Raw genomic sequence first — 25113 nt, 5'->3', positions numbered from 1 at the left:
CGATGGCTCCGGCGACAGCCTCGCCGAGCCGACGCTGCTGCTGGTGCATCAACTCGAGGCGCGGGGGGGGGCGGGGGGGGCCCCCCCCCCCCCCCCCCCCCCGGGGGGGGGGGGGGGGCGCCCCCCCCCCCCCCCCCGACGCTCGTCTTTCAAGTCAAGAATGGGATCTAGGGGGATTCTTTATGCTCAGCACTCGTATCTGCCTTGCCGCCATGCTGCTGGCCGCAAGCCTTCATACCGCGTCCGCGCAAACCGCAACGACGCCTGCCACCGCGGCACCGGCCGCGACGACCAATGCCAAGCCGCCTGGCAAGATCAAGCTCAGCATGCAGAAGCTGAAAGACATGAAGGCGAAATGGGCAGCCAACAAGCCGAAGCTTAAGGCCTGCCGCGCCGAGGTAAAGTCCAAGGGCCTGGCTGGCGACGACCGTTGGTTCTACATCGAAGAGTGCATGAGCAAGACCTGAGATCGGGTTCCGCCTGGCGCTTGGGTAAAGGGGCAGGCGGGCGACCGCCTGCCTCCTAAATCATTCCAGGGACGTTCTAAATTGTCTTGCATCTGGCATACCAGAGATTAGAGTTGCGTCGAATTTGGCTTGGTCAGCGGGAACTGGTTTCGCTGATCGAGTCGGAAATGAAGGCGGATCGCATTGGCGATCTGGCCTAAACTCATCGCGCATTTGAGGAGAACGCGACGTCTCCATGAGCAGCAACGACGACGTTCACAAGGTTCGCGAGTTCGAACATCCCGGCCAGGGACGGAAGCGCGCTAAATCCACGCCCAAGGGACGGCAGGTCGATCCCACCGCGTCCCATGAGATCGAGCAGCTGCTCGGCGACAAGCCGCGGCGGCGCGACCTGTTGATCGAATATCTGCATCTGATCCAGGACAAGTATCGCCAGATCTCGGCCGCGCATCTCGCCGCGCTCGCCGACGAGATGAAGCTCGCGTTCGCCGAGGTGTTCGAGACCGCAACGTTCTACGCGCATTTCGACGTGGTGAAGGAAGGCGAGCCTGACATCCCGCCGCTGACGATCCGCGTCTGCGATTCGCTGACCTGCGCGATGCTCGGGGCCGAGAAGCTGCTCGCCGATTTGCAAGACGTGTCGGGTCCCGGCATCCGCGTGGTGCGTGCGCCCTGCGTCGGCCGTTGTGACACCGCACCGGCCGCGGAAGTCGGCCACAACTTCGTCGATCATGCGACCGTCGCCAATGTCATGGCGGCCGCGAAGGCCGGCGACAGCCACGCGCATCTGCCCGATTATATCGGCTACGACCCCTATGTTGCGGACGGCGGCTACAAGCTGCTCAACCGCTTGCGCTCGGGCGAACTGCCGACAGACGATCTGTTGAAGGCGCTCGACGACGCCTCGTTGCGCGGTCTCGGCGGCGCCGGCTTCCCGACTGGACGCAAATGGCGCGCAGTCCTCGGCGAGCCCGGCCCGCGGCTGATGGCGATCAACGGCGACGAGGGCGAGCCCGGCACGTTCAAGGACCGCGTCTATCTCGGAAGCGATCCGCATCGCTTCCTCGAGGGCATGCTGATCGGTGCGCATGTGGTGCAGGCCTCGGATATCTACATCTACCTGCGCGACGAATATCCGGCATCGCGCGAGATCATCGAGTGCGAGATCGCAAAGCTCCCGCCGGGCGGCCCGACGCTGCACATGCGCCGCGGCGCCGGCGCCTATATCTGCGGTGAGGAATCCTCGCTGCTAGAAAGCATCGAGGGCAAGCGCGGCCTGCCCAGGCACAAACCGCCGTATCCGTTCCAGGTCGGCCTGTTCGGCCTGCCGACGCTGATCAACAACATCGAGACGTTGTGGTGGGTGCGCGACATCGTCGAGAAGGGCGCCGACTGGTGGAAGGGCCACGGCCGCCATGAGCGGCACGGCCTGCGCAGTTTCTCGGTGTCGGGCCGTGTCAAGAACCCCGGCATGAAGCTCGCGCCTGCTGGCATTACCGTGCGCGAGCTGATCGAGGAATATTGCGGCGGCATGGCCGACGGCCATCGGTTCTACGCATACCTGCCGGGCGGTGCGTCCGGCGGCATCCTGCCGGCGGCGATGGACGACATCCCGCTCGACTTCGGCACGCTTGAAAAATACGGCTGCTTCATCGGCTCAGCCGCGATCGTGATCCTGTCGCAAAAGGACAGCGTGCGCGCGGCCGCGTTGAATCTCATGAAATTCTTCGAGGACGAGAGCTGCGGCCAGTGCACGCCGTGCCGCGTCGGAACCCAGAAGGCCGTGCAGCTGATGCAGAAACCGGTCTGGAACCGCGCCCTTCTGGAAGAATTGAGCCAGGCGATGCGCGATGCTTCGATCTGCGGTCTCGGTCAGGCGGCATCGAATCCGCTGTCCACCGTGATCAAATATTTCCCTGACGAGTTCAAGGAAGCGGCCGAATGACGAAGATTACGTTCGAGCTCGACGGCAAGCAGGTCGAGGCCAACGCCGGCGAGACGATCTGGCAGGTCGCGAAACGCGGGGGTCGCGAGATTCCGCATCTGTGCTATACGCCGGCGCCGGATTATCGCCCTGACGGCAATTGCCGCGCCTGCATGGTCGAGATCGAGGGCGAGCGCGTGCTTGCGGCGTCCTGCAAGCGCACGCCATCGGTCGGCATGAAGGTGAAGACTGAGAGCGCGCGCGCGGTTTCCGCGCAAAAAATGGTCATGGAGCTGCTGGTCGCCGATCAGCCGGCGCGCGAGACCTCGCACGATCCGGAGTCCAAATTCTGGCACTGGGCCGAGGCCACCGGCGTCACCGAAAGCCGCTTCCCCGCCGCCGAGCGTTGGGCGACCGATGCCAGCCATCCGGCGATGCGCGTCAATCTCGATGCCTGCATCCAGTGCGGCCTGTGCGTGCGTGCCTGCCGCGAGGTCCAGGTCAACGACGTCATCGGCATGGCCTATCGCAACCATGGTTCGAAAATCGTCTTCGACTTCGACGATCCCATGGGCGAGTCCACTTGCGTCGCCTGCGGCGAATGCGTGCAGGCCTGTCCGACCGGGGCTCTGATGCCGGCCGTAATGCTGGACGAGAAGCAGACCCGCGTCACCTATGCGGACAAGAAGGTGGATTCGCTCTGCCCGTTCTGCGGCGTCGGCTGCCAGGTGACCTATGAGGTCAAGGATGAGAAGGTGATCTATGCCGAAGGCCGTGACGGCCCGGCCAACCGCAACCGTCTTTGCGTCAAGGGCCGCTTCGGCTTCGACTACATCCACCATCCGCATCGGCTGACCAAGCCGCTGGTGCGGCTGCCGAACGCGAAGAAGGATTCCAACGACCAGGTTGATCCGGCCAATCCCTTCACGCATTTCCGCGAAGCGAGCTGGGAAGAAGCGCTCGACATCGCGGCCAAGGGCCTGGTCAAGATCCGCGACGAGAAGGGCGTGAAGGCGCTGGCCGGCTTCGGTTCGGCGAAGGGCTCCAACGAGGAGGCCTATCTGTTCCAGAAGCTGGTGCGCACCGGCTTCGGTTCGAACAATGTCGACCATTGCACGCGTCTGTGCCACGCCTCGTCGGTCGCGGCGCTGTTCGAAGGCCTGAGCTCTGGCGCGGTGTCGGCGCCATTCTCGGCGGCGATGGACGCCGAGGTGATCATCGTGATCGGCGCCAATCCGACTGTGAATCATCCGGTCGCCGCAACCTTCATCAAGAATGCGGTCAAGCAGAATGGCGCAAAGCTGATCGTCATGGACCCGCGCCGGCAGTCGCTGTCGCGCCATGCGACCAAGCATTTGCAGTTCAAGCCGGGCTCCGACGTCGCCATGCTGAACGCGATGATCCACACGATCATCACCGAGGGGCTGACCGACGACCAGTACATCGCCGGCTACACTGAGGGTTTTGAGGACCTCAAGGAGAAGATCAAGGAGTTCACGCCGGAGAAGATGGAGGCGATCTGCGGCATCTCTGCGCAGACCCTGCGTGAGGTTGCGCGAACCTATGCGCGAGCGAAATCGTCGATCATCTTCTGGGGCATGGGCATCAGCCAGCATGTCCACGGCACCGACAATGCGCGCTGCCTGATTGCGCTGGCGCTGATCACCGGCCAGGTCGGCCGCCCCGGCACCGGCCTGCATCCGCTGCGCGGCCAGAACAACGTGCAGGGTGCCTCCGACGCCGGCCTGATCCCGATGTTCCTGCCGGATTATCAGCCGGTCGATCGTGACGATCTGCGCGTGAACTTCGAGAAGGTCTGGCAGAAGGAGATCGATCCCGTCCGTGGCCTGACCGTGGTCGAGATCATGAACGCGGTCCATGCCGGCGAGATCACGGGCATGTATATCGAGGGCGAGAACCCCGCGATGTCCGATCCGGATCTCCAGCATGCGCGCGGAGCACTCGCGATGCTCGATCATCTCGTCGTGCAGGATCTCTTTGTCACGGAGACCGCTTTCCACGCCGACGTCATCCTGCCGGCCTCGGCCTTCGCGGAGAAGGACGGCTCCTTCACCAACACCGATCGCCGCGTGCAGCTGGCGCGCCAGGTGATCAAGCCGCCGGGCGATGCGCGGCAGGATCTCTGGATCATCCAGGAGATCGGCAAGCGCATGGGCCTGCCCTGGAATTACGCCGGTCCCGGCGACGTCTACACCGAGATGGCGGAGCTGATGCCGTCGCTCAAGAACATCAGCTGGGAACGGCTGGTGCGTGAAGGTGCCGTCACCTATCCGGCGGACGATCCGAACAAGCCCGGCAACGAGATCATCTTCACCACGGGCTTCCCGACGGCGAGCGGCCGCGGCAAGATCGTGCCGGCCAAGGTGATCCCGCCGGACGAGCTTCCCGACGCGGAATACCCAATGGTGCTCTCGACCGGCCGTGTGCTCGAGCATTGGCACACCGGATCGATGACCCGCCGCGCTCAGGTGCTCGACCAGATCGAGCCCGAGGCTGTGGCCTTCATGTCGCCCAAGGACATGCACAGGAAGAAGCTTGCGCCCGGCGATTTCATTCGGCTCGAGACCCGCCGCGGCGCGGTCGAGGTCAAGGTCCGCTCGGACCGCGACGTTCCCGAGAACATGGTCTTCATGCCGTTCTGCTACGCGGAAGCGGCAGCGAATTTGTTGACCAACCCGGCGCTCGATCCGTTCGGGAAGATCCCGGAGTTCAAGTTCTGCGCGGCCAGGGCCGAGCGCGCGGAAATGCGCGACGCGGCGGAGTAAAGCTCCGCCGCGTGTGCGGCGCCTCTGCGTACCCGCACAGTCATTGCGAACGTCGCGAAGTAGGCCAGGATCTTTCCCCGGAACGCTCGGGATTGCTTCGTCGCTTCGCTCCTCGCAATGACGGTGGTAAGCATGATCTATGTCCAAAATCACCCCAGCCACGCGCGCGCTTGAAGCTGCCGGCATTGCCTTCACCGTCCACACCTACGACTACGATCCCGATGCCGAGAGCATCGGACTCCAGGCCGCATCGGCGCTCGGCGAGGACCCCGCGCGCGTCCTGAAGACGCTGATGGCGCTGGTCGACGGCAAGCCGGTCTGTGTCATCGTCCCGTCCGACCGCGAAGTCTCGATGAAGAAGCTCGCCGCGGCTGCGAGCGGCAAGTCGGCGCAAATGATGAAGCCGCTCGAAGCCGAGCGAGTCACCGGCTTCAAGGTCGGTGGCATCAGCCCATTCGGGCAGCGGAAGCCCGTGCGCACCGTGATCGAGCAGAGTGCGCTCGTGCATGATCAGGTCTACATCAACGGCGGTCAGCGCGGATTGCAGGTGCGGCTCAAACCGGATGATGCGCGGGTCGTGTTGAAGGCGGTCGTCGCGGATGTGGTAGCTTGAGCGTCTCGCCGTTACTGCTTTTGCAAAAGCTTCAGCCGGCAGCGCAGCGCTTCGCGGATGTGTGCGCGCGCGAACTGCTCCGACTTGTCGCCGTCGCGAGCCGCGATGGCGTCGATGATGGCCTGGTGCTCGCCGTGGCTGGTCGAGGGGCGGCCCGATACGGAGAAGGTGGTGGGACCGAGCAGTGCGATCCAGTCCTGCAATTCGCCTGACGCGTTGTCGAGATAGCGGTTGCGCGCTGCGCGGCAGATCGCCTCGTGGAACGCGCGGTTCAGCCTTGCCATTTCTCCTGCCATCTCGGCGGCGTCGGCCGCGGACGCTTCGACAAAAGCCTGTTCGATATCCCTAAGCGCGTCGACCTCGGTCGCTGAGGCGTGCTCCGCGGCCAGGCGCGCGGCGGCGCCTTCCATGATCTCGCGCATGGCGTAGAGTTCGAGCACCTCGGAGATGTCGAGGTTGCGCACGATGAGGCCGCGGCCGCCGGCAGGTTCGACGAACCCGCGCGCCGCGAGCCGGCCCAGAGCCTCCCGCACCGGCGTGCGGCTGACCTTCAGCCGCTTGGCGACCTCCTCTTCGCGCAGGCGGTCGCCGGCGCGGTAGCTGCCGGCCTGCAGCGCCTCGCAGAGCGAGCGGAACACCGCTTCGCCCAGCGCGACACCGCCGCCGCGCGCGATCGATCCGCCTGCCTTTGCCGGGCGTCTGGCCATGTTTTCCCTCGCGGCGCATCCTGCCCATGCAGAGATGCCGCTTGCAACGTTAACGTATATCTTTGTATACAAAAGTACGCAATGGCGGCCGGGATTGACCGAGGCCGCCGGCGGGCAGAATGTCTCTAACTTCGGCGGCATCGGGCAGGCGGCATGAGCAGTAAATACGACGTGCTGGTGATCGGCGGCGGCAATGCGGCGCTGTGTGCGGCGATCAGCGCCCGGCGTGGCGGCGCCTCCGTCCTCGTGCTGGAGGGCGCGCCAAAGTTCTATCGCGGCGGCAACACCCGCCATACCCGCAACATGCGCTGCGCCCATGACGCCGCCACCGACATCCTGACCGGCCCCTACACCGAGGAAGAGTTCTGGGAGGATCTGCTGCGCGTCACCGGCGGGCAGACCGACGAGGTGCTCGCCCGTCACATGATCCGGGAATCCAAGGACATTTTGAACTGGATCGTGGAGCAGGGCGTGCGCTGGCAGCCCTCGCTTGGCGGCACGCTGAGCCTCGGCCGCACCAACTCCTTCTTCCTCGGTGGCGGCCGCGCGATGCTGAACGCACTTTATCTCACCGCCGAGCGGCTCGGCGTCGAGGTCAAGTACGATGCCGAGGTCACCGACCTCATGATCGAGGACGGCATGTTTCTCGCGGCGCGCCTCAAGCGGCCGATCAATGGCGAGACCGAGATCCGCGCGACGGCGCTGGTCGCCGCGGCCGGCGGGTTCGAGGCCAACATCGAATGGCTGAAGCAATATTGGGGCGAGGCCGCCGACAATTTCCTGATCCGCGGCACGCCCTATAATCGCGGTTCGATCCTGAAGATGCTGCTCGACAAGGGCGTGCAGGAGGTCGGCGACCCCACGCAGTGCCATGCGGTCGCGATCGACGCCCGCGCGCCGAAGTTCGACGGCGGCATCATCACGCGTCACGACTCGGTCGTATTCGGCATCGTCGTCAACAAGCACGCCCAGCGTTTCTACGACGAGGGCGAGGACATCTGGCCGAAGCGCTACGCGATCTGGGGCCGGCTGGTCGCGGCGCAGCCGGACCAGATCGCCTACATCATCTTCGATTCGACCGTCGTCACCTCATTCATGCCGACACTGTTCCCGCCAATCGCCGGGCAGACCGTGGCTGAGCTCGCCGGCAAGCTCGAGCTCGATCCAGTTGCGCTGGACAAGACCATCACGGAGTTCAATGCCGCGGTGCGGCCCGGCACCTTCGACCATACTGTTCTGGACGATTGCCGCACCGAAGGCATCACACCGCAGAAGACGCATTGGGCGCGGCGGATCGAGACGCCGCCTTATCTCGCTTATCCGGTGCGGCCCGGCATAACCTTCACCTATCTCGGCACGCGCGTGACCAGGGAGGCGCGGATGCTTATGTCGGACGGCAAGCCGTCGGCCAACATGTTCGCAGCCGGTGAGATCATGGCCGGCAACGTGCTCGGCAAGGGCTATGCCGCCGGCATGGGCATGACCATCGGCAGCGTGTTCGGGCGGATCGCAGGACGGGAAGCGGCGAAACATGCACGGAACTAGGATTCTCGACGAAGCCGACCGCCTGATGACGGTCTGCAATTCCTGCCGCTACTGCGAGGGACTGTGCGCGGTTTTTCCCGCCATGGAAATGCGCCGTGCCTTCTCCGACGGCGACCTCAACTATCTCGCTAATCTCTGCCATTCCTGCGGCGCGTGCTACGTCGACTGCCAGTTCTCGCCGCCGCATGAATTCAACGTCAACGTCCCGCAGACGCTGGCGATCGCGCGCGCCGAATCCTATGCCGCCTATGCCTGGCCACAGGCGCTGTCCGGTGCGTTCGCGCGCAACGGCCTCGTCATCAGTGTCATCGCCGCGCTCAGCATGGCCGCCTTCATTCTCGGCTTCGCCGTCCTGAACGACCGCAGCGTGCTGTTCGGCGTGCACAGCGGTCCCGGCGCGTTCTACAGACTGATGCCGCACAATGCGATGGCCGCATTATTCAGCGCCGCCTTCCTCTATGCGATCCTCGCGCTGGTCATGAGCGTGCGTGCGTTCTGGCGCGACATCGGCACGCCGATCGGCGGCCGTGCCGATGGGGGCTCGATCTTCCAGGCGATCCGCGATGCAGGCGAGCTGCGCTATCTCCACGGCGGCGGCGTCGGCTGCTACAACGAGGACGAGAAGCCGACCGACCGGCGCAAACTGTATCATCACCTGACTTTCTACGGTTTCCTGCTCTGCTTCGCCGCGACGTCGGTGGCTACGCTCTATCATTATTTGTGGGGACGCGAGGCTCCGTATCCGTGGTGGGATCTGCCGGTCGTGCTTGGTACGCTTGGCGGCATCGGTCTCATCATCGGGCCGATCGGCCTGTTCGCGGCCAAGATGCGGCGCGATCCGGCGTTGCTCGACGAGAGCCGCTACGGCATGGATGTCGGTTTCATCGCCATGTTGTTCCTGACCGGCTTCACCGGCATGCTGCTTCTGCTCCTGCGCGAGACCGCCGCCATGGGGCCGCTGCTTGCGCTGCATTTGGGCGCGGTATTCGCGCTGTTCATCACGATGCCCTATGGCAAGTTCGTGCACGGCATCTATCGCTTCGCGGCGCTGGTGCGCTATGCGCAGGAGCGGCGCGGAGAAGCCGGCTCTTGAGATTCAGACGGTGCGGAAGCGGCCGTCGCGCAGGAAGGCGATCGTCTGTTCGATCGCGGCGACGTGACGCGGAAGTCCGGTATGGGACGCCTTCGCGACGACATGGTCGGCCATGCCGGCCACCATCGCGCTTTGCACTGAGACCCGTCCGTCATTCGGCTTCGGCAGAACAAAGAGACCTGCGGCGGGATCGATGAAGCGGTTTCCCGCGATCGCGCCGACGGGATAGTCCAGGGCGGGCAGGGCGTCAGACCCGGTCGCAGCCGTGGTGGTGAGCTCGAGCCCGGCCGGGCCGTAGAATGCACGGTAGAGCCGAGATCCACGCAGGAGATCGGCGACTTCGCTACCGCCGTTTGGCGTACCCAGCATTACCACGCCCGCAAGCCGGTCCGGCCGGTACTTTGCGATATAGGCACGTGTCACCAGACCGCCCATCGAATGCGCAACGAAATGCAGCGGCGCATGACGTTCGGCGAAGCGGGCGACCTCCGGGTGGATATCGTCCGCGAGCGCTGTGATCGGTTTGCGGCGGCTGGCGTAGTCGATGTTCAGCGTCGCGAACCCGGTCGTCTGGAGCGCCCGTTCAAGTCGTTTCAGGGATGCCGAGGTTCGCGCGATGCCGTGAAGCAGAACCACTCCCGGGCCATCGCGCCTCGCCTGATTGAGGCGCCTCGTGCATCTCTCTACGCCACCTCGCGCTCCGGCGCGGATGCCTGCTCGCGGGCCATCGTCGTTGCGGTGACGTAGTCGGTCTTGCCGGTGCCGAGCAGCGGCACTTTGTCGACCACCAAGATCGCCGCGGGAACGGTCAGCTCGGACGCGCCGATCGTCTTTGCCTGACCCAGCATCGCGCTACGCTCGGCACCCTTCTCCGTCGTTAGCAGCACGATGCGCTCGCCCTTGCGCGGATCCGGGATCGACACGGCAACCGATGCGGCCTGCGGCCACAGCGTCGTCGCGATGCTCTCGACCGCTGACAGCGAGACCATTTCGCCCGCGATCTTGGCAAAGCGCTTGGCGCGGCCCTTGATGGTGATGAAGCCGGCGGCGTCGATCGCCACGATGTCGCCGGTGTCGTGCCAGCCCTCGGCGAGCGGTTCGAGCACGCCGGGATTTTCGGCCCGCAAGTATCCAAGCATCACGTTCGGTCCGCGCACCGAGAGGCGTCCACCTTCCTCGATGCCGGGGACCGGGTCGAGGCGGCTTTCCATCAGCGGCGACAGGCGGCCGACGGTGCCGGGACGATTGGCCATCGGCGTGTTCATCGCCAGCACCGGCGCGGTCTCGGTGACTCCATAGCCTTCGAGGATGCGGATGCCGTAGCGCTCCATGAACACCTGGCGTGTCCGATCCTTGACCGCTTCGGCGCCGGCGATCACCAGGCGCAGCGTACGGAAGTCGTAGGCATGCGCCGAGCGCGCGTAGCCGGTGAGGAACGTGTCGGTGCCGAACAGGATCGTGGCGCCGGTCTGGTAGATCAGCTCCGGCACGATCCGATAGTGCAGCGGCGAGGGGTACATGTAGATCGGAATGCCCGCGAGCAGCGGCATTATCATTCCGCCGGTCAGTCCGAAGGAGTGGAACACCGGCAGCACGTTGAACACCTTGTCATTGGCGTTGGCATCGACCCGCGCCAGCGCCTGCGCGGCGTTGGCAAGGATATTGCGGTGGGACAGCACGACGCCCTTGGGCGTGCCTTCCGAGCCCGATGTGAACAGCACGACGGCCGGATCATTCGCCTGGCGCGTGACGCGCGGCGCGGTGCCGGCGAGCAGGCCCTTGATCTTGTCGGCCGTGCCGATCGAGGCGCGGACATCCTCGAGATAGACGACGCGGACTTGCGCGGAGATCGCCGCCATCAGCTTGTCGAGCTTGCCCTTCTCGATGAAGGCCTTCGACGTCAGCACCGTCTTGACCTGCGCGGCCTTCATGGCGGCGAGCACGTTGACCGGGCCCGCGGAGAAGTTGAGCATCGCCGGCACCCGGCCGATGTTTTGCAGCGCCATGAAGACGACGGCGACGCCTGCGGAATTCGGCAGCAGCACGCCGACATTCTCACCGACGGCGGTGCCGCTCTCCAGTTTCCGACTCAAGACCTGCGCGCCCAGGATCAGCTTGCGATAGGTCAGCTTGGTGCCGAGCGCGTCCTCGACGATGACCTTGCCGGTGTCGCGGTCGCGATAGGCGTGTCCGAGCGCTTCGAACAGCGTGTGATCGAGCATGGCGTTCTTCACCATGGCGTCAATCATCACGTCCTGAAGCGCTGCGCCCGCAGCGTTGCGGCGCGCCTTGCCCTTCAGCGACGGATCGACCGGAAGCTTGACCGGCGGCAGGATGGTGACGGTCACCCGCGGAAACCACGAGCGCTTGATCTGGCTGCCGTTGAGATAGCTGAGATGCGAGCGTTGCGCGCCTTCGATGCGGATCGGGACGACGACCGCATCGGCCTTGTCCGCGATCATCGCGGTGCCGTCATAGACCTTCATCAGCGACCCGGAGACGGTGATGCGTCCCTCCGGGAAAATCACGACCGGCTCGCCGGCGGCGACAAGCCTGATCAGGTCGCGCGCGGCCAGCGGCTTGCTGGGGTCCATGGTGTAGTGCTTGACCACGCGCAGGAACGGCTTGGCCCACCAGGCCTTGGAGATGCCGGTATCGACCGCGAAGCTCGCGTCGATCGGCAGCACGGCGTGCAGCAGCGGGCCGTCGATCAGGCTGACATGGTTGGGCGCGATCAGCATGCGCGTGCCGGCGGGCGGCAGATTCTCGAGCCCACGGACTTCCGTGCGGAACAGTGCGCGGAACAGCAGCCCACCGAAATCGCGCACGCCTTCCTTGCCCCACTTCGTCAGCACGAACCAGACTGCGCCGAAGCTTGCGATGCCGAGGCCGAAGAAGATCCAGCCGACATGCAATCCGGCCGCCTGCAGCAGCGCGACGAACAGCGAGCCCGCTACCATGAAAGCGGCCTGCAGCACATTGCCGGCGGCGATGATGCGGGCACGCTCGGACGGTGCCGACCAGGCCTGGACGGCAGCGAAGGACGGCACGACGAACAAGCCGCCGCCGAATGCGAAGGCGACGAAGTCGATCAACATGCGCAGGCCGGCGAACGACGTCGCGAAGTCGACCGCGGCGATGTCCTGACCCTTGCTGGTCGCGCCGATCGCCCAGGCGAGATCGAGGCCGGCAAACCCCATGATGATGGCGCCGATCGGCACCAGCGCGAGGTTCGGGCGAACGTGGCTCAGGCTAGCGGCGAACAGCGAGCCGATGGCAATGCCGATTGCGAAGACCGCGAGACACAGCGTTACCACGCCCTCGGTGCCACCGACGACGTCCTTGACCAGCGCCGGCAGCAGCGAGAGCACGATGGCGCCCACCAGCCAGAACCAGGAGACGATCACGGTGCCGTCCCACAGCCGGTGGTCGGCGTGCAGCGTCTTCAACAGGCCGAGCGTCGAGGTCCAGGGATTGGCGTTGACGGACAGATCGGGTGCAGAGGGCGTTGTTGCCGGAATGCGGGAGGCGACGGCCCAGGACAGCAGGGCCAGCACGACCACGGCCGATGCGACCCAGCCCATATGCGCGGAGCCGGCCACGAACTGGCCGCCAGCGACGGTGCCGAGCAGGATCGCCATGAAGGTCGCACCTTCGACCAGCGCGTTGCCCGTCGCGAGCTCGCCGAGCGCGAGCTGGTCCGGCAGCATCGAATATTTCACGGGGCCGAACAGGGCGGCGATGACGCCAAACAGTGCGAGCGCTGCGAACAGCAGCGGCACCGAATGCAGCAAGAAGCCGGCGGCGGCAAAGCCCGCGGCGAAGATCTCGGCGAATTTGAGCCGCCGCGCGACGACGGATTTGACGTATTTGTCGGCGAGCTGCCCGCCGAGCCCGGACAGGATGAAATAGGGGAAGATGAAGACGGCGCCTGCGACCGTCACCAGCGCATCTCCGTGGCCGGTCGCGACACTGTAAAGCAGGATGATGACGAGTGCGTTCTTGAGCACGTTGTCGTTCAGCGCCGAGAAGAATTGCGCCCAGAACAGCGGCGCAAAGCGGCGTGACGACATCAAATCCCTGATCATGACTAGTCCTGTTTTGGAAACGCTGTCTGAGGTTGTTTCGTTGTTGGTTGGGCATCGGGACCGGAGGAGACGCGACGGGCAATTGCGGGTTGACGACGATCGTCCCGGCCTGCGCTGCGCCTTGGCCTTCCGATCCTGTTGGTCTCCGCGTGGCGACGTTTGGTTCGCAAATGGTTTTGGTCGCGGCCCTATCAAGCTCCGGCAGGGAGGCGTGCCGGCTGCGCCCGCCTCAGGTGAGGTGGGCGAGACGGCGAAAGGGCGAGAAGCGGCCGAGCAGGCTGAAGCGCCGGCCCTCATCACGGGCACGGGCGCGGTTGGCGCGCCACATCCGGAAGGTTGCGCGGCGCTCGGTCAGGACGCCGGCGATGTCGCAGGCATTTGCGATGCGATCGATCGGCGCCATCGCGAACCGCAGGAGCGCCCGGCCAATTCCGGCAACGAGAGCGGTGGCGTCATCGATGAAGGTGGAGGCGATATCAACGGCGAGGGTTTGCATTTTGCAGGTCTCCGAGATAGTGTGAACATTGTTCAAATGAGTATCCTGAAAATGAACAATGTTCAAGAAGAATCGCTACGAGACCAAAAAAAAAGTCGCCGACGGTTTCAGATCCTGGAGATCGCCCGTCGTATTATTGCGACTAAGGGTTTGAGATCGCTAAAGGTTCGGGATGTTGCCGAAGCCGCTGGCTGCTCAATCGGAAGCGTCTATAACGAGTTCGGCGACTTCGACGGGGTCATTTTGACCGTGAATCGGGAGACCGTTCAGGCGCTGACCGTGCGACTTGGCGGAGTTCCGGCCGCGGATCCCGTTCGCCAGCTCTATGGGCTTGCCGCGACCTATCTCGAGTTCTTCGCGGAGCACGCCAACCTGCTGCGCGCGCTGTTCGAGCATCGGATGGAAGACGATCGTCCTTACCCCGATGACATCCTTCAGCTGGTGATGGACGCGTTCGCGCTGATGCATCCACCTCTGGTGCGGCTGCTTCCGAATGCAGACGACGTGCAGATCGCGTTGCTGTCACGCACCCTGTTTTCCGCCGTGCACGGGATCATCTCGCTTGGCCTGGAAGAGCGCATGGTGGCCGTGCCGCCGCAGATGCTGCGCCAGCAGGTCGAACAGTTCCTCGACGCACATCTCGCCGGTCTCGGGATTTTGCCCGTACGCTGACGGGCGCCGTCGTCACGCGCGCGCAGCTTCGCGTTGTCGCGAGGCTACGAGGACGACGTCCGGCCGCACGCTGTCGACCTGAACCCGGTTGCGTCCCTTCTCCTTGGCGCGGTAGCAGGCCGCATCCGCGTGCCGCATCGCGCCTTCGAGCGTGGTGCAGCGATCGGCAATACAGGTCACGCCGATGCTGGCGGTTACCGCGAAGCAACGATCGTCCCAGGTGAAGCTGAACAATTCGAGCGATCGTCGCAGCCGTTCGGCGATATCGATGGCGCCCGAAGGCGAGCATTGCGGCAAGATCAGGCCGAATTCATCGCCGCCGAGCCGCGCCACCAGATCGTGCGGCCGCCGTTCCTGCTGCAACAGTTGTGCGACCTGGCAGAGCAGGCGGTCGCCCGCGAGATGGCCGCAGCTGTCGTTGACGTTCTTGAACTGGTCGAGGTCGAGCAGGATCAGGCCGAGCGAACCTGTCGCGATGTTGTCGAGCTCGCTTTGCAGGCGCGCCTCGAAGGCGCGGCGGTTGGACAAGCCGGTCAGCCAGTCGTGTGATGCCTGCCAGGCCAGGCGCTCCTTCTCGGCATGCAAGGCATCCTCGAACGCCTGTCGTTGCAGCACCAATCGCCGCGTGTGCCAGATCAGGAGCAGGATCAACGTCAAGGCGGTGACGATATTGACGCAAGCCAGCGTCATCTTGATGGCGCGGGAGCCTTCGCCGAGGACGGTGGAGAACCGGTTGGCGTGCACCGTGAACTGAGCGTTGAGCTCCGAGAGCCGCGACGACAATAATTGCAGGCGGTTGCCGTCCTGAACGGGCCCGTTCTCCAGTTCTGACCGGATGACCTCGCCGAACACGTTCAGCTCCAGCAGCATGGGGTCGGTGGCGGCCCACTCGCGGATCGCTTCCTTGAGAAAGCTGACCTGTTTGAAGTAGCGGAACAGCCAGATCAATCCCGGCACGTCATCGGGATCGTTGTCGCCTTGCAGAAAGCCGATGCGGGCGACCTCGACGTCGACCGGATCGCGCTCGAGCGCCCAGCGTGCGAACTCGTCGCCGATGGGAACAGCCAGCGAGGTCTGGTATTGCGCGAACTGGCTGGCATCTCCCGAATGCAGATAGAGATTGAGGAAATAGACGGCGTTTTTCTGCGAGCGCGACCACATCGCCTCGCCCGCGACGTAAGCGCGGACCGAGGACATGACCTCCAGGCTGAATCCGGCGATCGCCGCCTGCAGCACGACGACCATGACGAAAGGCGAGACGAGCTTGATGACGTGAAGGAAACTGCGTCCCTTCGTCGACGTCGTTGTTCTGCGAAACACTTTGCGTTCCCCAAGTCACTCGACGACCCCAGCGGAGTGATCCGCTCATAACGCGGATTACGCGTGAGGGGTTCTAAACTCGACTTGAAAATGCCGGGAGACTGCGTCGCAGAGTGAAGACGTTGTGAAACGGATGTTCGCAGATCGTTGCAAATGCCGTCGAACCGGAACTGACGCGGCATCGACGAGCCGATGTCTTGCATTCGACTTGCGCGGTTTACTCGATCGAGAGAGTTTGCTCTGGCGCTAAACCAGCACCGGCTTGCGCACCCGACCGGCGTCGCCGAAAACGCGCAGGTAACGCTCGATCTCCGAGGGCAGGCCGGTCGCCTTCTCGGGGTTGTCGGAGAGCTTGACCGCCGGGCGGCCGTCGACCGACGACACCTTGCAGACGATCGAGATCGGATCGAGATTGAACGAGCCGTCCGGCGGGCAGCCGACGAAATCATTGGTGAGGTTGGTGCCCCAGCCGAAGGAGAGCCGCACGCGGCCGCCGAAGTGGTGATAGGTCTCCTCGATCGAGCCGACGTCCATGGCGTCGGAAAACACGAGCAGCTTGTCCCTGGGATTGCGGCCCTTTGACTCCCACCATTTCATGATCTCCTCGCCGGCCTGGATCGGCGGCGCGCTGTCGGGGCGGAAGCCGGTCCAGTCGGCGACCCATTCCGGCGCATCGCGCAGGAAGGCCTTGGTGCCGAAAGCGTCGGGCAGCGCGATCAGGAGGTTGCCGCCATAGGTCTGGCGCCATTGGTCCAGGATGCGGTAGGGCGCCCAGCGCAATTCCTCGTCGTCCTTGGCGAGCGCGGCGGCGACCATCGGCAGCTCATGGGCGTTGGTGCCGATGGCTTCGAGATCATTGTCCATCGCGAGCAGCACGTTGGATGTGCCGATGAAGGACGGGCCCAGGCCTTCCTTCACCGCCTCCACGCACCAGCGCTGCCAGAGGAATCCGTGGCGGCGGCGGGTGCCGAAATCGGAGAGACGGAGGTTCTCCAGCTTGCGCAGCCGCTCCACCTTGGTCCACAGCTTGGCCTTGGCGCGGGCATAGAGCACGTCGAGCTCGAAGCGCCCGCGGCCCTTCATCGCCGCGCGCGAGCGCAATTCGTTGAGGATGGCGAGCGCCGGAATCTCCCACATCGTGGTGTGGCTCCACGGCCCGTGGAAGTGCAGCTCGTACTGGCCTTCGACCTTGCGCAGCTCGTATTCGGGCAGCCGGAATTCGGCGAGCCAGCGGATGAAGTCCGCCGAGAACATGTGGGTCTTGCCGTAGAAGGTGTTACCGGCAAGCCAGATCAGCTCTTTCTTGGTGAAGCGGATGGTGCGGGCGTGGTCGAGCTGGGCGCGCAGCTCGCCCTCGTCGATGATCTCGGCGAGCCGGACATGGCGCGAACGGTTGATGACCGAGAATGTTACCTTCTGATTCGGGTAAGATTCCCGAATCATTTGTAACATCAACAGCTTGTAGAAGTCGGTATCGAGCAGGCTGCGGATGATGGGATCCAGCCGCCAGCTGTGATTGTAGGTCCGGCTCGCAATGTCGGTCACTGTCATGGGGGAATTCTAGCGTGGCTGCGGCGACGCAACCAGTGGATTTGGGGAGGGGCAGGCCACCGCCCCGCACCGGTCGCGGGGCAGCCGCAGGGCGGGTCAAGCCGGGGGAAATAGTCCCTGGTCCAGCGCAGTAGCGCCGGTGCCTTTGGCTGACGCCGCTACTTCCCTTCTAACGTATTGACCGGCGTCCACTCGTTCGGCGGTGGATTTGCCGCGAGCCTTCTGGCGCGTTTCGCGAACAGCGCTGATGCCAGATCGCTCGCTGCCGCGTCCTCGAACGCCTCGACTGCCTTCGCAAAGTCGCGCACCCGCCAACACGCGAGCCCTTCCGCATACGCCGTCGCCGCCTTAGTCTGATCGACGCTCTCCGCGCCCTTATCGGCCAGCGGCTCGAATACCTTGATCGCCTCACCGCGCCCTAACACCCTGATCGCATCGAGCTCGCGCCAGGCGAAGCTGTCGCCGGTCTGCGTGACCGTCGCTTCCGAGACCATGATCGCGGTGCCGTAATATTTGTTGGCGCCTTCGAGTCGCGAGGCGACGTTCACGGTGTCGCTCATCACAGTGTAGTTGAAGCGGCGGCGGGAGCCGATATTGCCGACCACGGCTTCACCACTGTTGAGCCCGATGCGATGCGACAGGCCGCGGCCGGCGAAGGCGGCACTGCAGGCGTTGAGCTCTGCCAGCTTTTCGTGGCATTTCAGCGCGGCGTGGACGGCGTTGCGCGCGTGCGCGGGATCGTCGGCTGGCGCACCGAACATCGCGACGATGGAATCGCCGATATATTTGTCGACATAGCCGCGGTGGCTTTCGATGATGTCGGTCATGGCGGAGAGATATTCGTTCATCAGCGTCACCAGCTCGCCCGGCGTCATCGTCTCGGCGATGGAGGAGAAGCCGCTGAGGTCGGAGAAGAACATGGTGACGTTGCGCATCTCGCCGCCGAGTGCCGGCATCTTGCCGGAGGTCACCATGGTGTCGATCACTTCAGGGGCGAGATAGAACGCAAAGCTCTTGCGCAGGAAACGCTCGTCACGATCGGCCAGCACGAAACGGTAGCCGACCATCATCGCGAGCGCGGCAAGGCTCGCGAGTGCTGGCTCCGTCAAGGGCAGCGCCAGCGCGTGAACGAACGCGCCGACGGTCACGGCGGCATAAGCGGCGGTGAGAATGATCCAGGCGATCACGGCGCCACCCGGTGCAAGCACGCAGGCCGCGCAGGCGATGATCGCTGCGAAGGCGATCGTGAGAATGGTCCGCGCGGGAAAGCCCAGTTCTGTCACGGCATCGTGCTCGATCAGATTGCGGGCGGCGGTGGCATGCACGAAGACACCGGCGACGTCGCTGCGGGCCTTTTGTGCGGTGCTTGCCGGGGCGGGCAGGGCGCATCGTGGCCCGGGCGTTCCGTCATATCCGCCGGACAGTCGCATCGAGGTGAGCTTGCGGTCCTCGAAATTCAGGGCGGTGCCAAGCAGCACGACCTTGCCGTCGAAGGCGCGGCGGAAGAAATCGCGGTCGCCTTTTTCGACGCAGGCGCGCAGATCGGCAAAGGAGAAGGTCGGAACGTCACGGCCCAGCCCGCGAAAATTGAGCGTCAGTGCATTCGGCACGGCGGTCGGAATTGCATAACCGGACAATTCGGTCGTACCGGACGGTGCAATCCCGGGCTTTCCGCCGAGCGCGCGCGCGGCGAGCTCGACCGCCATCGTGGGGACCGGCTTGCTGTCGATAGAAAAGCTCAGCGGCATCCGCCGGATCACGTCGTCGGTGTCGGTGTGGACGTTGAGGGCGCGGATATTGTTTCTCACCGCCAGTTGCTGCGCGCGGTCGGGCCTTTCCTGATGGTCGTTGCTCAGGATCTCGCCGAGCACCAGTTTTCCGTTGTCGGAGAGTTGCCGCAGCGCGATCAGGTAGTCCCGGTCAAACCCCCTCATGCGCGTGCCGAGCGGCGCATCGCCAAACGGGATTTGCGATTGCTCGATCGAGCTTGGAAAGATCACGTCGAAGCCGATCACCTTGGCGCCGCCGTCGGAGATGCTCCCAAGCACCCGGCCGATCTCGCGCGTCCAGGTCTGCGTCGGCGAGCCCTTGAACGGCGGCGTGTCGTAGGTCTCACCGTCGATCGCCACGACGACGACCGGCGATGTCGCGGGATCGCGGTGGTCGCCGACGAGCTTGCCGCGCAGCGCCGTGAGGATGTCGAGTGAAAGGCCTTGCAGCGTACCAAGCGGCGGGGACGTGAAGACCGCACCCGCAACGAGCGCGATCAGAATCGCTGCAACGATGTCCCGCCTGCCGATCCGCCGCATCGCCCCGTCGCTAGCTGCCTATTCGAGCCGCAGCAGGCGGCCGACGATCGGCGTCGACGACGACGTGGCGCCGGCATCGACCTGGAAGGCGTAGCGCTTGGCGCCGAGAATGGCCAGATAGCTGCCGCCCGGGGTCAGCGACTTTCCGGCCTTGGCGAAGTCGTAGAATTTGCCGCCGATCATGTTGTCATTCCTCAGCGGGATGCTGATCGTGGGCTCCTTGCCGTCGGTGCGTTCGATCACCAGCGTGCTGCCGCTCTTGGCCTGCACCAGCGGCGCGACGCCGTAGAGCGTCGGCAGCTTGGCCGGCGCGCCCTTGGCGTCCGAGCGCATGGTGCGGAAGGTCGTAGCCGCACTTTGGTTCGCCTCGCGCTCGGACAGTTTGGCCGCATTGGTATCGCAGGGTACTTTTTCCCGCTTGACCTCGCCGAGCTGCACGGTGCTCTGCTCGGCGCCGACCAGGACGACGCCTTCGCTGATGGTCTCGCGCTGGCAGGATTTGAGATAGCTGAGCGTAATGCTCGCCTTCGGCCCGAGCTTGATGATCTTGCCTGGCGCGACATAGTCCATGAACGCGATGCCATCGACCTTGCCTTGCACGTCCTCGACGATGGCGGCGGGGGTCTCCGCCAGGGCGGGGGTGGCAAGACAGAACGCGCCGACAAATGCGCCGATGAGGCTTTTCATGGGAATTCTCATTCGCTTCGACCGATGGATGACCGGTCCCATCCTGGGCCGATGCTTAGCAGCGCAGCGCCCAGGCAAGTGTGACCAGAATCACTCTTAGATATTGGTGCCACTTTAGCAGGAACCGGTTCAAACCGGCGACCGGAGAAAGCAGAGCCCAGGCAAGCTGTCGGCCGGATGGATAATGTCAGGCGGCCGGGACCGCCTCAAGTGAACGGTCCTCGACCGGATGGCTCTCCGCCGCAGCCTCTATAATGGGAGCCAGCGTGGCCTCGGTCTTCTGATACGGCGTCGTCTGCTGACCGGCGGCGATCTCCACGACCTCGTCCCAGCGCGACAGGAAGGCCTCGACACAGGCCGGGTCGAACTGCCGGCCCTGGTTCTCGACCAGATAGTTGCGCGCCACGTCCAGCGGCATCGGGTCTTTATATGGCCGCCGCGTCGTCAGGGCGTCGAAGACGTCGGCGACCGCGACCACGCGCGCGGCGACGGGAATCTCGTCGGCCCTGAGGCCGTTCGGATAGCCCGCGCCGTCCCAGCGCTCATGATGACCTGCGGCAATTTGCGCACCGAGCTGGATCAGCTCGCAGCTGGAGTCGGCCAGGATTTTCTCGCCGATCGTCGCGTGGGTGCGGATCACCGCCATCTCCTGGTCGGTCAGCTTGCCGGGCTTGAGCAGGATGTTGTCGGGAATGGCGACCTGGCCGACATCGTGCAGCGGCGCGGCCAGATAAATGTCGCGGCAGAGCCGGGCGGGCAGGCCGAGCTGCTCGGCGATGATGCGGCTGTAGCGGGCGACCCGCAACGTGTGCTCGCCGGTGTCGTTGTCGCGGTACTCGACTGCAAGCGCGAGCCGCAGGATGATCTCCTCCTCGCGCTCGCCGAGCTTTCGTGTTGCCGCCGCGACTTCGCTGGCCAGATGCGCGGCACGATCGCTGAGCTTGCGTCCGGCTGCACCAAGCTGAATCAAATTCCGCAGGCGCACCGTCATTTCGACGCTCTGCGGCTGCTTGGGCAGGAAATCGGTTGCGCCGGCCTGCAGCGCTTCCATCTTGATGTCATCGGTCTGTCGCGAAGTGATCATCGCGATCGGGATGTCGGAGCAGCCGGGCAGGGTGCGGAAGGTGCGGATGAAGCTGATGCCGTCCATATGCGGCATCTCGTAGTCGACCAGCACGAGGTCGAAGACGCGCTCCCGCGCGCAAACCAGCGCGTCCACGGGATCGAGGAAGGTGGTGGCCTCGACCAGACCTTCGGCCTCGATGTGATGTTTCAGGAAGTTGAGGACGGAGCGGCTGTCATCAACCAGGAGCGCTTGGGTCAGCATCGGCGGCCGGGGCTCGTGCGGATGGCGGGGCGTGACTTCTACACATAGGCTCTGCGATTTAACGTGAAGCAAACGCCAGGACGGCGACGAACTGCCTTGAGACTGCGCGGGACGCATGAGATTTGGCCGCGCCATGCACGTCTGCATGCATACGCGAAGTTCTTCGGATTGTGACCCGTAGTTGTACGGACACCCTCATTAGGAGTTTGAATACTCTCCGTTGCGAATAGTTGTCGCGCGGGATTCTCGCCATGCGTGCGGCGAATCCTGAGGAAATTTGGGGGACGAATGTCGTCTGATGTCACCGAGCCGAAATGGTCCCTTCGGCTGCCAGCTGATTGCAGCATCGCTGGGATCCGCAACGTCTATGACCTCATTCGCGAGGCGTTCGGCCGCCAGGAGCGGCTCGAGATCGACTGTTCGAGCGTCGACAAGGCCGATGTGACCTCGATCCAGCTTCTGCTGTCCACCGCCAAGACCGGTGAGGCCCAGGGCCGGCCTGTGGTCCTGACCTCCTTCTCCCAGTCTCTGCGCAACACCCTTCGTCGCGCCGGCTTCGCCAGCGACGCGATGATCGATCAGCACTTCCCGCAAAAGAAAGATGGCGCCTAATGGCCACGATTCTCACGGTCGACGATTCCCCCAGCATCCGGCAGATGATCAAGGTCGTGCTCGAGCCGGCCGGTCATAACGTGATCGAGGCCGGCGACGGCGCGCAAGGGCTCGCCAAGGCCCAGGCCGGCAAGCTCGACCTCGTCATCACCGACCTCAATATGCCCGTCATGAACGGGTTGGAGCTGATCCGGGCGCTCCGCAAGCTTCCGAGCGCGGTCGGCATGCCTATCGTGTTCCTGACGACCGAATCCAACGACACGGTGAAGCAGGAAGCCAAGAGCGCCGGCGCCACCGGCTGGATCACCAAGCCCTTCAAGCCCGAGCAGTTGCTCGCCGTCGTCGGCAAGCTGGTGCGTGCATGAGCGCGATGGACCCGACCGAGGTCTTTCGTCAGGAAGCCAGCGAGCTGTTCGAAGTTCTTGAGGGGGCCCTGCTCGATCTCGGCCTGCGTCCTGACGATCGCGAGCTGGTCGATTCCGCCTTCCGCGCCCTGCATACGATCAAGGGTTCGGGCGCCATGTTCGGCTTCGACAAGGTCGCCTCCTTCACCCACGAATTCGAGACCGCGTTCGACCGCGTCCGCAAAGGCGAGATCAAGCCGACGCAAGACCTGATCTCGGTCGCGCTCGCCGCCAAGGACTACATCCGCGCGCTGATCGAGGACCCGCAGTCGACCGACGACGTCATCGGCGAAGCCATTCTCGACGATCTCGAGCGCTACGTGTTTCCCGACCAGGCTGCCACTGCGGCCGCTGAGATCATCGAGGCGCCGCTGGCACCAGCCGAGAGCAAGCAGGCAGGCTGGCATCTCTATCTGGAATTCGAATCCCACGTCCTGCGCAACGGCTCCAATCCACTCGACCTGCTGGAAGACCTCTGCAAGCTCGGCCCCTGCTTCGTCGTGCCTGTGACCGACGGCATTCCGTTCCTCGACGAGATGGAGCCCGAAGATTGCTACCTGAAGTGGGACGTCAAGCTGCACGCGGCCTGCGACAAGGACGCGATCGACGACGTCTTCATGTTCGTCTCGGACGAGATGAAGCTGACGCTCTCGCCGCTGGAGCAAGTCGAGGCGCCCGCGCCGATGCCGCTGTTCCAGCTGCTCGAGGAGGAGCCTGCAGAGGTGGCCGAAATGCCTGCGCCGGTGGTCGAGGCTGCTGCGCCCGTCGCCGCGCCGCCCGCCGCAACGACGGAACCCAAATCTGAATCGAAGCCGGAGCCGAAGTCCGAGGCCAAGCGCGACGATCGCGGCATCGCCACCGTCCGCGTTCAGGCCGAGCGTCTCGACGAACTGATGGACCGGGTTGGCGAGCTCGTCATCGCCCAGGCACGGTTGACCCAGCTCGCCGCTTCCGGCTCGGACCTCTCGATCAAGATGATCGCTGAGGAAATCGAACGCCTTGCCTCTTCCTTGCGCGACACCACGATGGGCGCGCGCATGGTGCCGATCGGTTCGCTGTTTGGCCGCTTCCGCCGTCTGATCCATGACCTGTCGCGCGATCTCTCAAAGCCAGTCGAGTTCGTCACCACGGGCGAGGATACCGAGCTCGACAAGACCATGATCGAGTGCCTTGCCGATCCCTTGGTGCATTTGATCCGCAACGCCATCGATCACGGCATCGAGGACACAGTCACCCGCTCGGCCAACGGCAAGACCGAGCAGGGCCGGATCGAGCTCGCCGCCGTTCATTCCGGCGCGCAGGTGCTCGTCACCGTGAAGGACAATGGCGGCGGCCTCAACACCGCGCGCATCCGTGCGAAAGCGGAAGAGCAGGGGCTGATCGCTTCCGGCGCTGTGCTGACCGATCACGAAATCCATCAGTTCCTGTTCCATCCAGGCTTTTCGACCGCGCAGACCATCTCGGCGCTGTCCGGCCGCGGTGTCGGCATGGACGTGGTCAAGCGCACCATCGAGAACATGCGCGGCACGATCGATTTGTCCACCAGGCCGGGCCAAGGCACCACCGTGACGCTGCGCCTGCCGCTGACGCTTGCGATCATCGAAGGTCTTTTGATCCGCGTCGGCGAAGGCCGCTACATCATTCCGCTGTCGGCGGTTGAGGAATGCATCGAGCTGACGGCCGAGGACGAGCGTTCACGCGGCCGCGACTTCCTCAATGTGCGCGGCAATCTCGTGCCCTTCCTCAGGCTGCGCGAGATCATGACCGCCTCGGGCATGCCCGATCGGCACCAGAAGACGATCATCATCTCGACCGGCGAGACTCACGTCGGTCTTGTCGCGGACCAGATCATCGGCAACCACCAGACCGTGATCAAATCGCTCTCCAAGCTGCATTCCGACGTCACGATCTTCTCGGGCGCGACGATCTTGGGTGACGGTACGGCGGCGCTGATCCTCGACGTCGCGCAGCTCGTCGCGCTGGCGCAGTCGAAGGTCGAGAAGCATATCAGCGAGGCGGCGTGATGAACGAGACGCATACGGGCGAACATCAGGTCGACGCGATGCAGGTTGTGATGATCGGTCTCGGCGAAGAAAAGTTCGCGCTCGACGCAGGCCTCGTGCGCGAGATCATCGATCCCGTGCCCGTGACCAAGGTGGCAGGCGCGAGGGCCTTCGTTCCCAGCGTGATCAATGTTCGCGGCAACGTCATCCCACTGGCGGACCTGCGCATCCGCTTCGGCATGCCGCAGCCGGAGGATTCGGCCGACACGCGCATCGTCGTGATCGAGCTGGAGCTAGATGGCGAGCCGGTGCTGGTCGGCGTCACCGCCGACAAGGTCTACGAGGTCACGGAGATTTCGCAGACCGACGTGCAGCAGACACCGCGCGTCGGCATGCACTGGAAGCCGGAGTTCATTCGCTTCATCGCCAAATGGCGTGAAGAGTTCGTCATCGTTCCGAACATGGAACGCATTCTGAATTGAGAAGTCTCGGGCGAGACTGGGGTAGGG

General features: G+C 64.4%; 20 protein-coding genes. 12 read left to right on the top strand and 8 right to left on the bottom strand.

The window, feature by feature from the left end; translation table 11 throughout:
• Positions 1 to 182 precede the first annotated feature (182 nt).
• The 4 genes from ABIB00_RS33910 (at position 183) to ybaK (ending at position 5790) form a co-directional block, all read left to right on the top strand.
• Complete coding sequence (locus ABIB00_RS33910) at positions 183 to 467, top strand: hypothetical protein (RefSeq protein ID WP_354107373.1); 285 nt, start codon at positions 183 to 185, stop codon at positions 465 to 467.
• Between the two features lie 235 nt (positions 468 to 702).
• Entirely contained in the window at positions 703 to 2412 is a 1710-nt protein-coding gene (locus ABIB00_RS33905; RefSeq protein ID WP_354107372.1) for an NADH-ubiquinone oxidoreductase-F iron-sulfur binding region domain-containing protein, read from the top strand.
• A complete protein-coding gene (fdhF, locus tag ABIB00_RS33900) occupies positions 2409 to 5177 on the top strand; it encodes a formate dehydrogenase subunit alpha (RefSeq protein WP_354107371.1) in 2769 nt (922 codons plus the stop codon). The genes ABIB00_RS33905 and fdhF overlap by 4 nt, the downstream gene beginning before the upstream one ends.
• Before the next feature lie 139 nt (positions 5178 to 5316).
• Positions 5317 to 5790, top strand: coding sequence for a Cys-tRNA(Pro) deacylase (gene ybaK, locus ABIB00_RS33895; RefSeq protein ID WP_354107370.1), 474 nt, complete (start codon positions 5317 to 5319; stop codon positions 5788 to 5790).
• An 11-nt stretch (positions 5791 to 5801) separates the two neighbouring features.
• Here the strand turns inward: ybaK and ABIB00_RS33890 are convergent, their stop codons facing one another.
• Positions 5802 to 6497 carry a GntR family transcriptional regulator gene (locus tag ABIB00_RS33890; RefSeq protein WP_354107369.1) on the bottom strand — a complete coding sequence of 232 codons (696 nt, stop codon included), beginning with the start codon at positions 6495 to 6497 and terminating at the stop codon, positions 5802 to 5804.
• Between ABIB00_RS33890 and ABIB00_RS33885 the strand changes: the two genes are divergently transcribed.
• The 3 genes from ABIB00_RS33885 to tcuB are packed head-to-tail and all read left to right on the top strand — an operon-like array spanning position 6496 to position 9135.
• Positions 6496 to 6654 carry a hypothetical protein gene (locus ABIB00_RS33885; RefSeq protein ID WP_354107368.1) on the top strand — a complete coding sequence of 53 codons (159 nt, stop codon included), beginning with the start codon at positions 6496 to 6498 and terminating at the stop codon, positions 6652 to 6654. The genes ABIB00_RS33890 and ABIB00_RS33885 overlap by 2 nt on opposite strands.
• Positions 6651 to 8042, top strand: a complete 1392-nt coding sequence (tcuA, locus tag ABIB00_RS33880) for an FAD-dependent tricarballylate dehydrogenase TcuA (protein ID WP_354107367.1) — start codon at positions 6651 to 6653, stop codon at positions 8040 to 8042. The genes ABIB00_RS33885 and tcuA overlap by 4 nt, the downstream gene beginning before the upstream one ends.
• Positions 8029 to 9135, top strand: a complete 1107-nt coding sequence (tcuB, locus tag ABIB00_RS33875; protein ID WP_354107366.1) for a tricarballylate utilization 4Fe-4S protein TcuB — start codon at positions 8029 to 8031, stop codon at positions 9133 to 9135. Before tcuA ends, tcuB begins: the two co-directional genes overlap by 14 nt.
• A 3-nt stretch (positions 9136 to 9138) precedes the next feature.
• Here tcuB and ABIB00_RS33870 read toward each other — a convergent pair whose 3' ends face one another.
• Both ABIB00_RS33870 and ABIB00_RS33865 read right to left on the bottom strand, forming a co-directional pair.
• Positions 9139 to 9771: an esterase/lipase family protein gene (locus tag ABIB00_RS33870; RefSeq protein WP_354107365.1), complete on the bottom strand. Its 633-nt coding sequence runs from the start codon at positions 9769 to 9771 to the stop codon at positions 9139 to 9141.
• Positions 9772 to 9818: 47 nt separating this feature from the next.
• Positions 9819 to 13223, bottom strand: a complete 3405-nt coding sequence (locus ABIB00_RS33865; RefSeq protein WP_354107364.1) for an acyl-[ACP]--phospholipid O-acyltransferase — start codon at positions 13221 to 13223, stop codon at positions 9819 to 9821.
• A gap of 547 nt (positions 13224 to 13770) precedes the next feature.
• On the opposite strand from ABIB00_RS33865, the gene ABIB00_RS33855 reads away from it, so the two are divergent.
• Positions 13771 to 14391 (top strand): TetR/AcrR family transcriptional regulator, encoded by a 621-nt coding sequence (locus tag ABIB00_RS33855; RefSeq protein WP_247347472.1) that lies wholly within the window; start codon positions 13771 to 13773, stop codon positions 14389 to 14391.
• A 12-nt stretch (positions 14392 to 14403) separates the two neighbouring features.
• Here the strand turns inward: ABIB00_RS33855 and ABIB00_RS33850 are convergent, their stop codons facing one another.
• The 5 genes from ABIB00_RS33850 to ABIB00_RS33830 all read right to left on the bottom strand — a co-directional run bounded on the left by ABIB00_RS33850 (position 14404) and on the right by ABIB00_RS33830 (position 21585).
• Entirely contained in the window at positions 14404 to 15711 is a 1308-nt protein-coding gene (locus tag ABIB00_RS33850; RefSeq protein ID WP_354107363.1) for a GGDEF domain-containing protein, read from the bottom strand.
• Between the two features lie 246 nt (positions 15712 to 15957).
• Positions 15958 to 17262, bottom strand: a complete 1305-nt coding sequence (gene pncB / locus ABIB00_RS33845; RefSeq protein WP_354107362.1) for a nicotinate phosphoribosyltransferase — start codon at positions 17260 to 17262, stop codon at positions 15958 to 15960.
• A 158-nt stretch (positions 17263 to 17420) separates the two neighbouring features.
• Entirely contained in the window at positions 17421 to 19571 is a 2151-nt protein-coding gene (locus ABIB00_RS33840) for a CHASE2 domain-containing protein (RefSeq protein WP_354107361.1), read from the bottom strand.
• Between the two features lie 18 nt (positions 19572 to 19589).
• A complete protein-coding gene (locus ABIB00_RS33835) occupies positions 19590 to 20258 on the bottom strand; it encodes a hypothetical protein (protein ID WP_354107360.1) in 669 nt (222 codons plus the stop codon).
• A gap of 187 nt (positions 20259 to 20445) precedes the next feature.
• Entirely contained in the window at positions 20446 to 21585 is a 1140-nt protein-coding gene (locus tag ABIB00_RS33830; protein ID WP_354107359.1) for a response regulator, read from the bottom strand.
• Positions 21586 to 21873: 288 nt separating this feature from the next.
• On the opposite strand from ABIB00_RS33830, the gene ABIB00_RS33825 reads away from it, so the two are divergent.
• The 4 genes from ABIB00_RS33825 to ABIB00_RS33810 are packed head-to-tail and all read left to right on the top strand — an operon-like array spanning position 21874 to position 25086.
• A complete protein-coding gene (locus ABIB00_RS33825) occupies positions 21874 to 22197 on the top strand; it encodes an STAS domain-containing protein (protein WP_247441055.1) in 324 nt (107 codons plus the stop codon).
• On the top strand, positions 22197 to 22562 hold the full coding sequence (locus tag ABIB00_RS33820) for a response regulator (protein ID WP_008142319.1): 366 nt from the start codon (positions 22197 to 22199) through the stop codon (positions 22560 to 22562). Before ABIB00_RS33825 ends, ABIB00_RS33820 begins: the two co-directional genes overlap by 1 nt.
• Complete coding sequence (locus tag ABIB00_RS33815; protein WP_354107358.1) at positions 22559 to 24625, top strand: chemotaxis protein CheA; 2067 nt, start codon at positions 22559 to 22561, stop codon at positions 24623 to 24625. Before ABIB00_RS33820 ends, ABIB00_RS33815 begins: the two co-directional genes overlap by 4 nt.
• A complete protein-coding gene (locus ABIB00_RS33810) occupies positions 24625 to 25086 on the top strand; it encodes a chemotaxis protein CheW (RefSeq protein ID WP_247441051.1) in 462 nt (153 codons plus the stop codon). The genes ABIB00_RS33815 and ABIB00_RS33810 overlap by 1 nt, the downstream gene beginning before the upstream one ends.
• Positions 25087 to 25113: the final 27 nt, after the last annotated feature.

Source organism: Bradyrhizobium sp. LB14.3 (assembly GCF_040547985.1).
In the GTDB taxonomy this organism is placed as follows: Bacteria; Pseudomonadota; Alphaproteobacteria; order Rhizobiales; family Xanthobacteraceae; genus Bradyrhizobium.
This window is presented reverse-complemented; position numbering and strand designations above follow the sequence as displayed.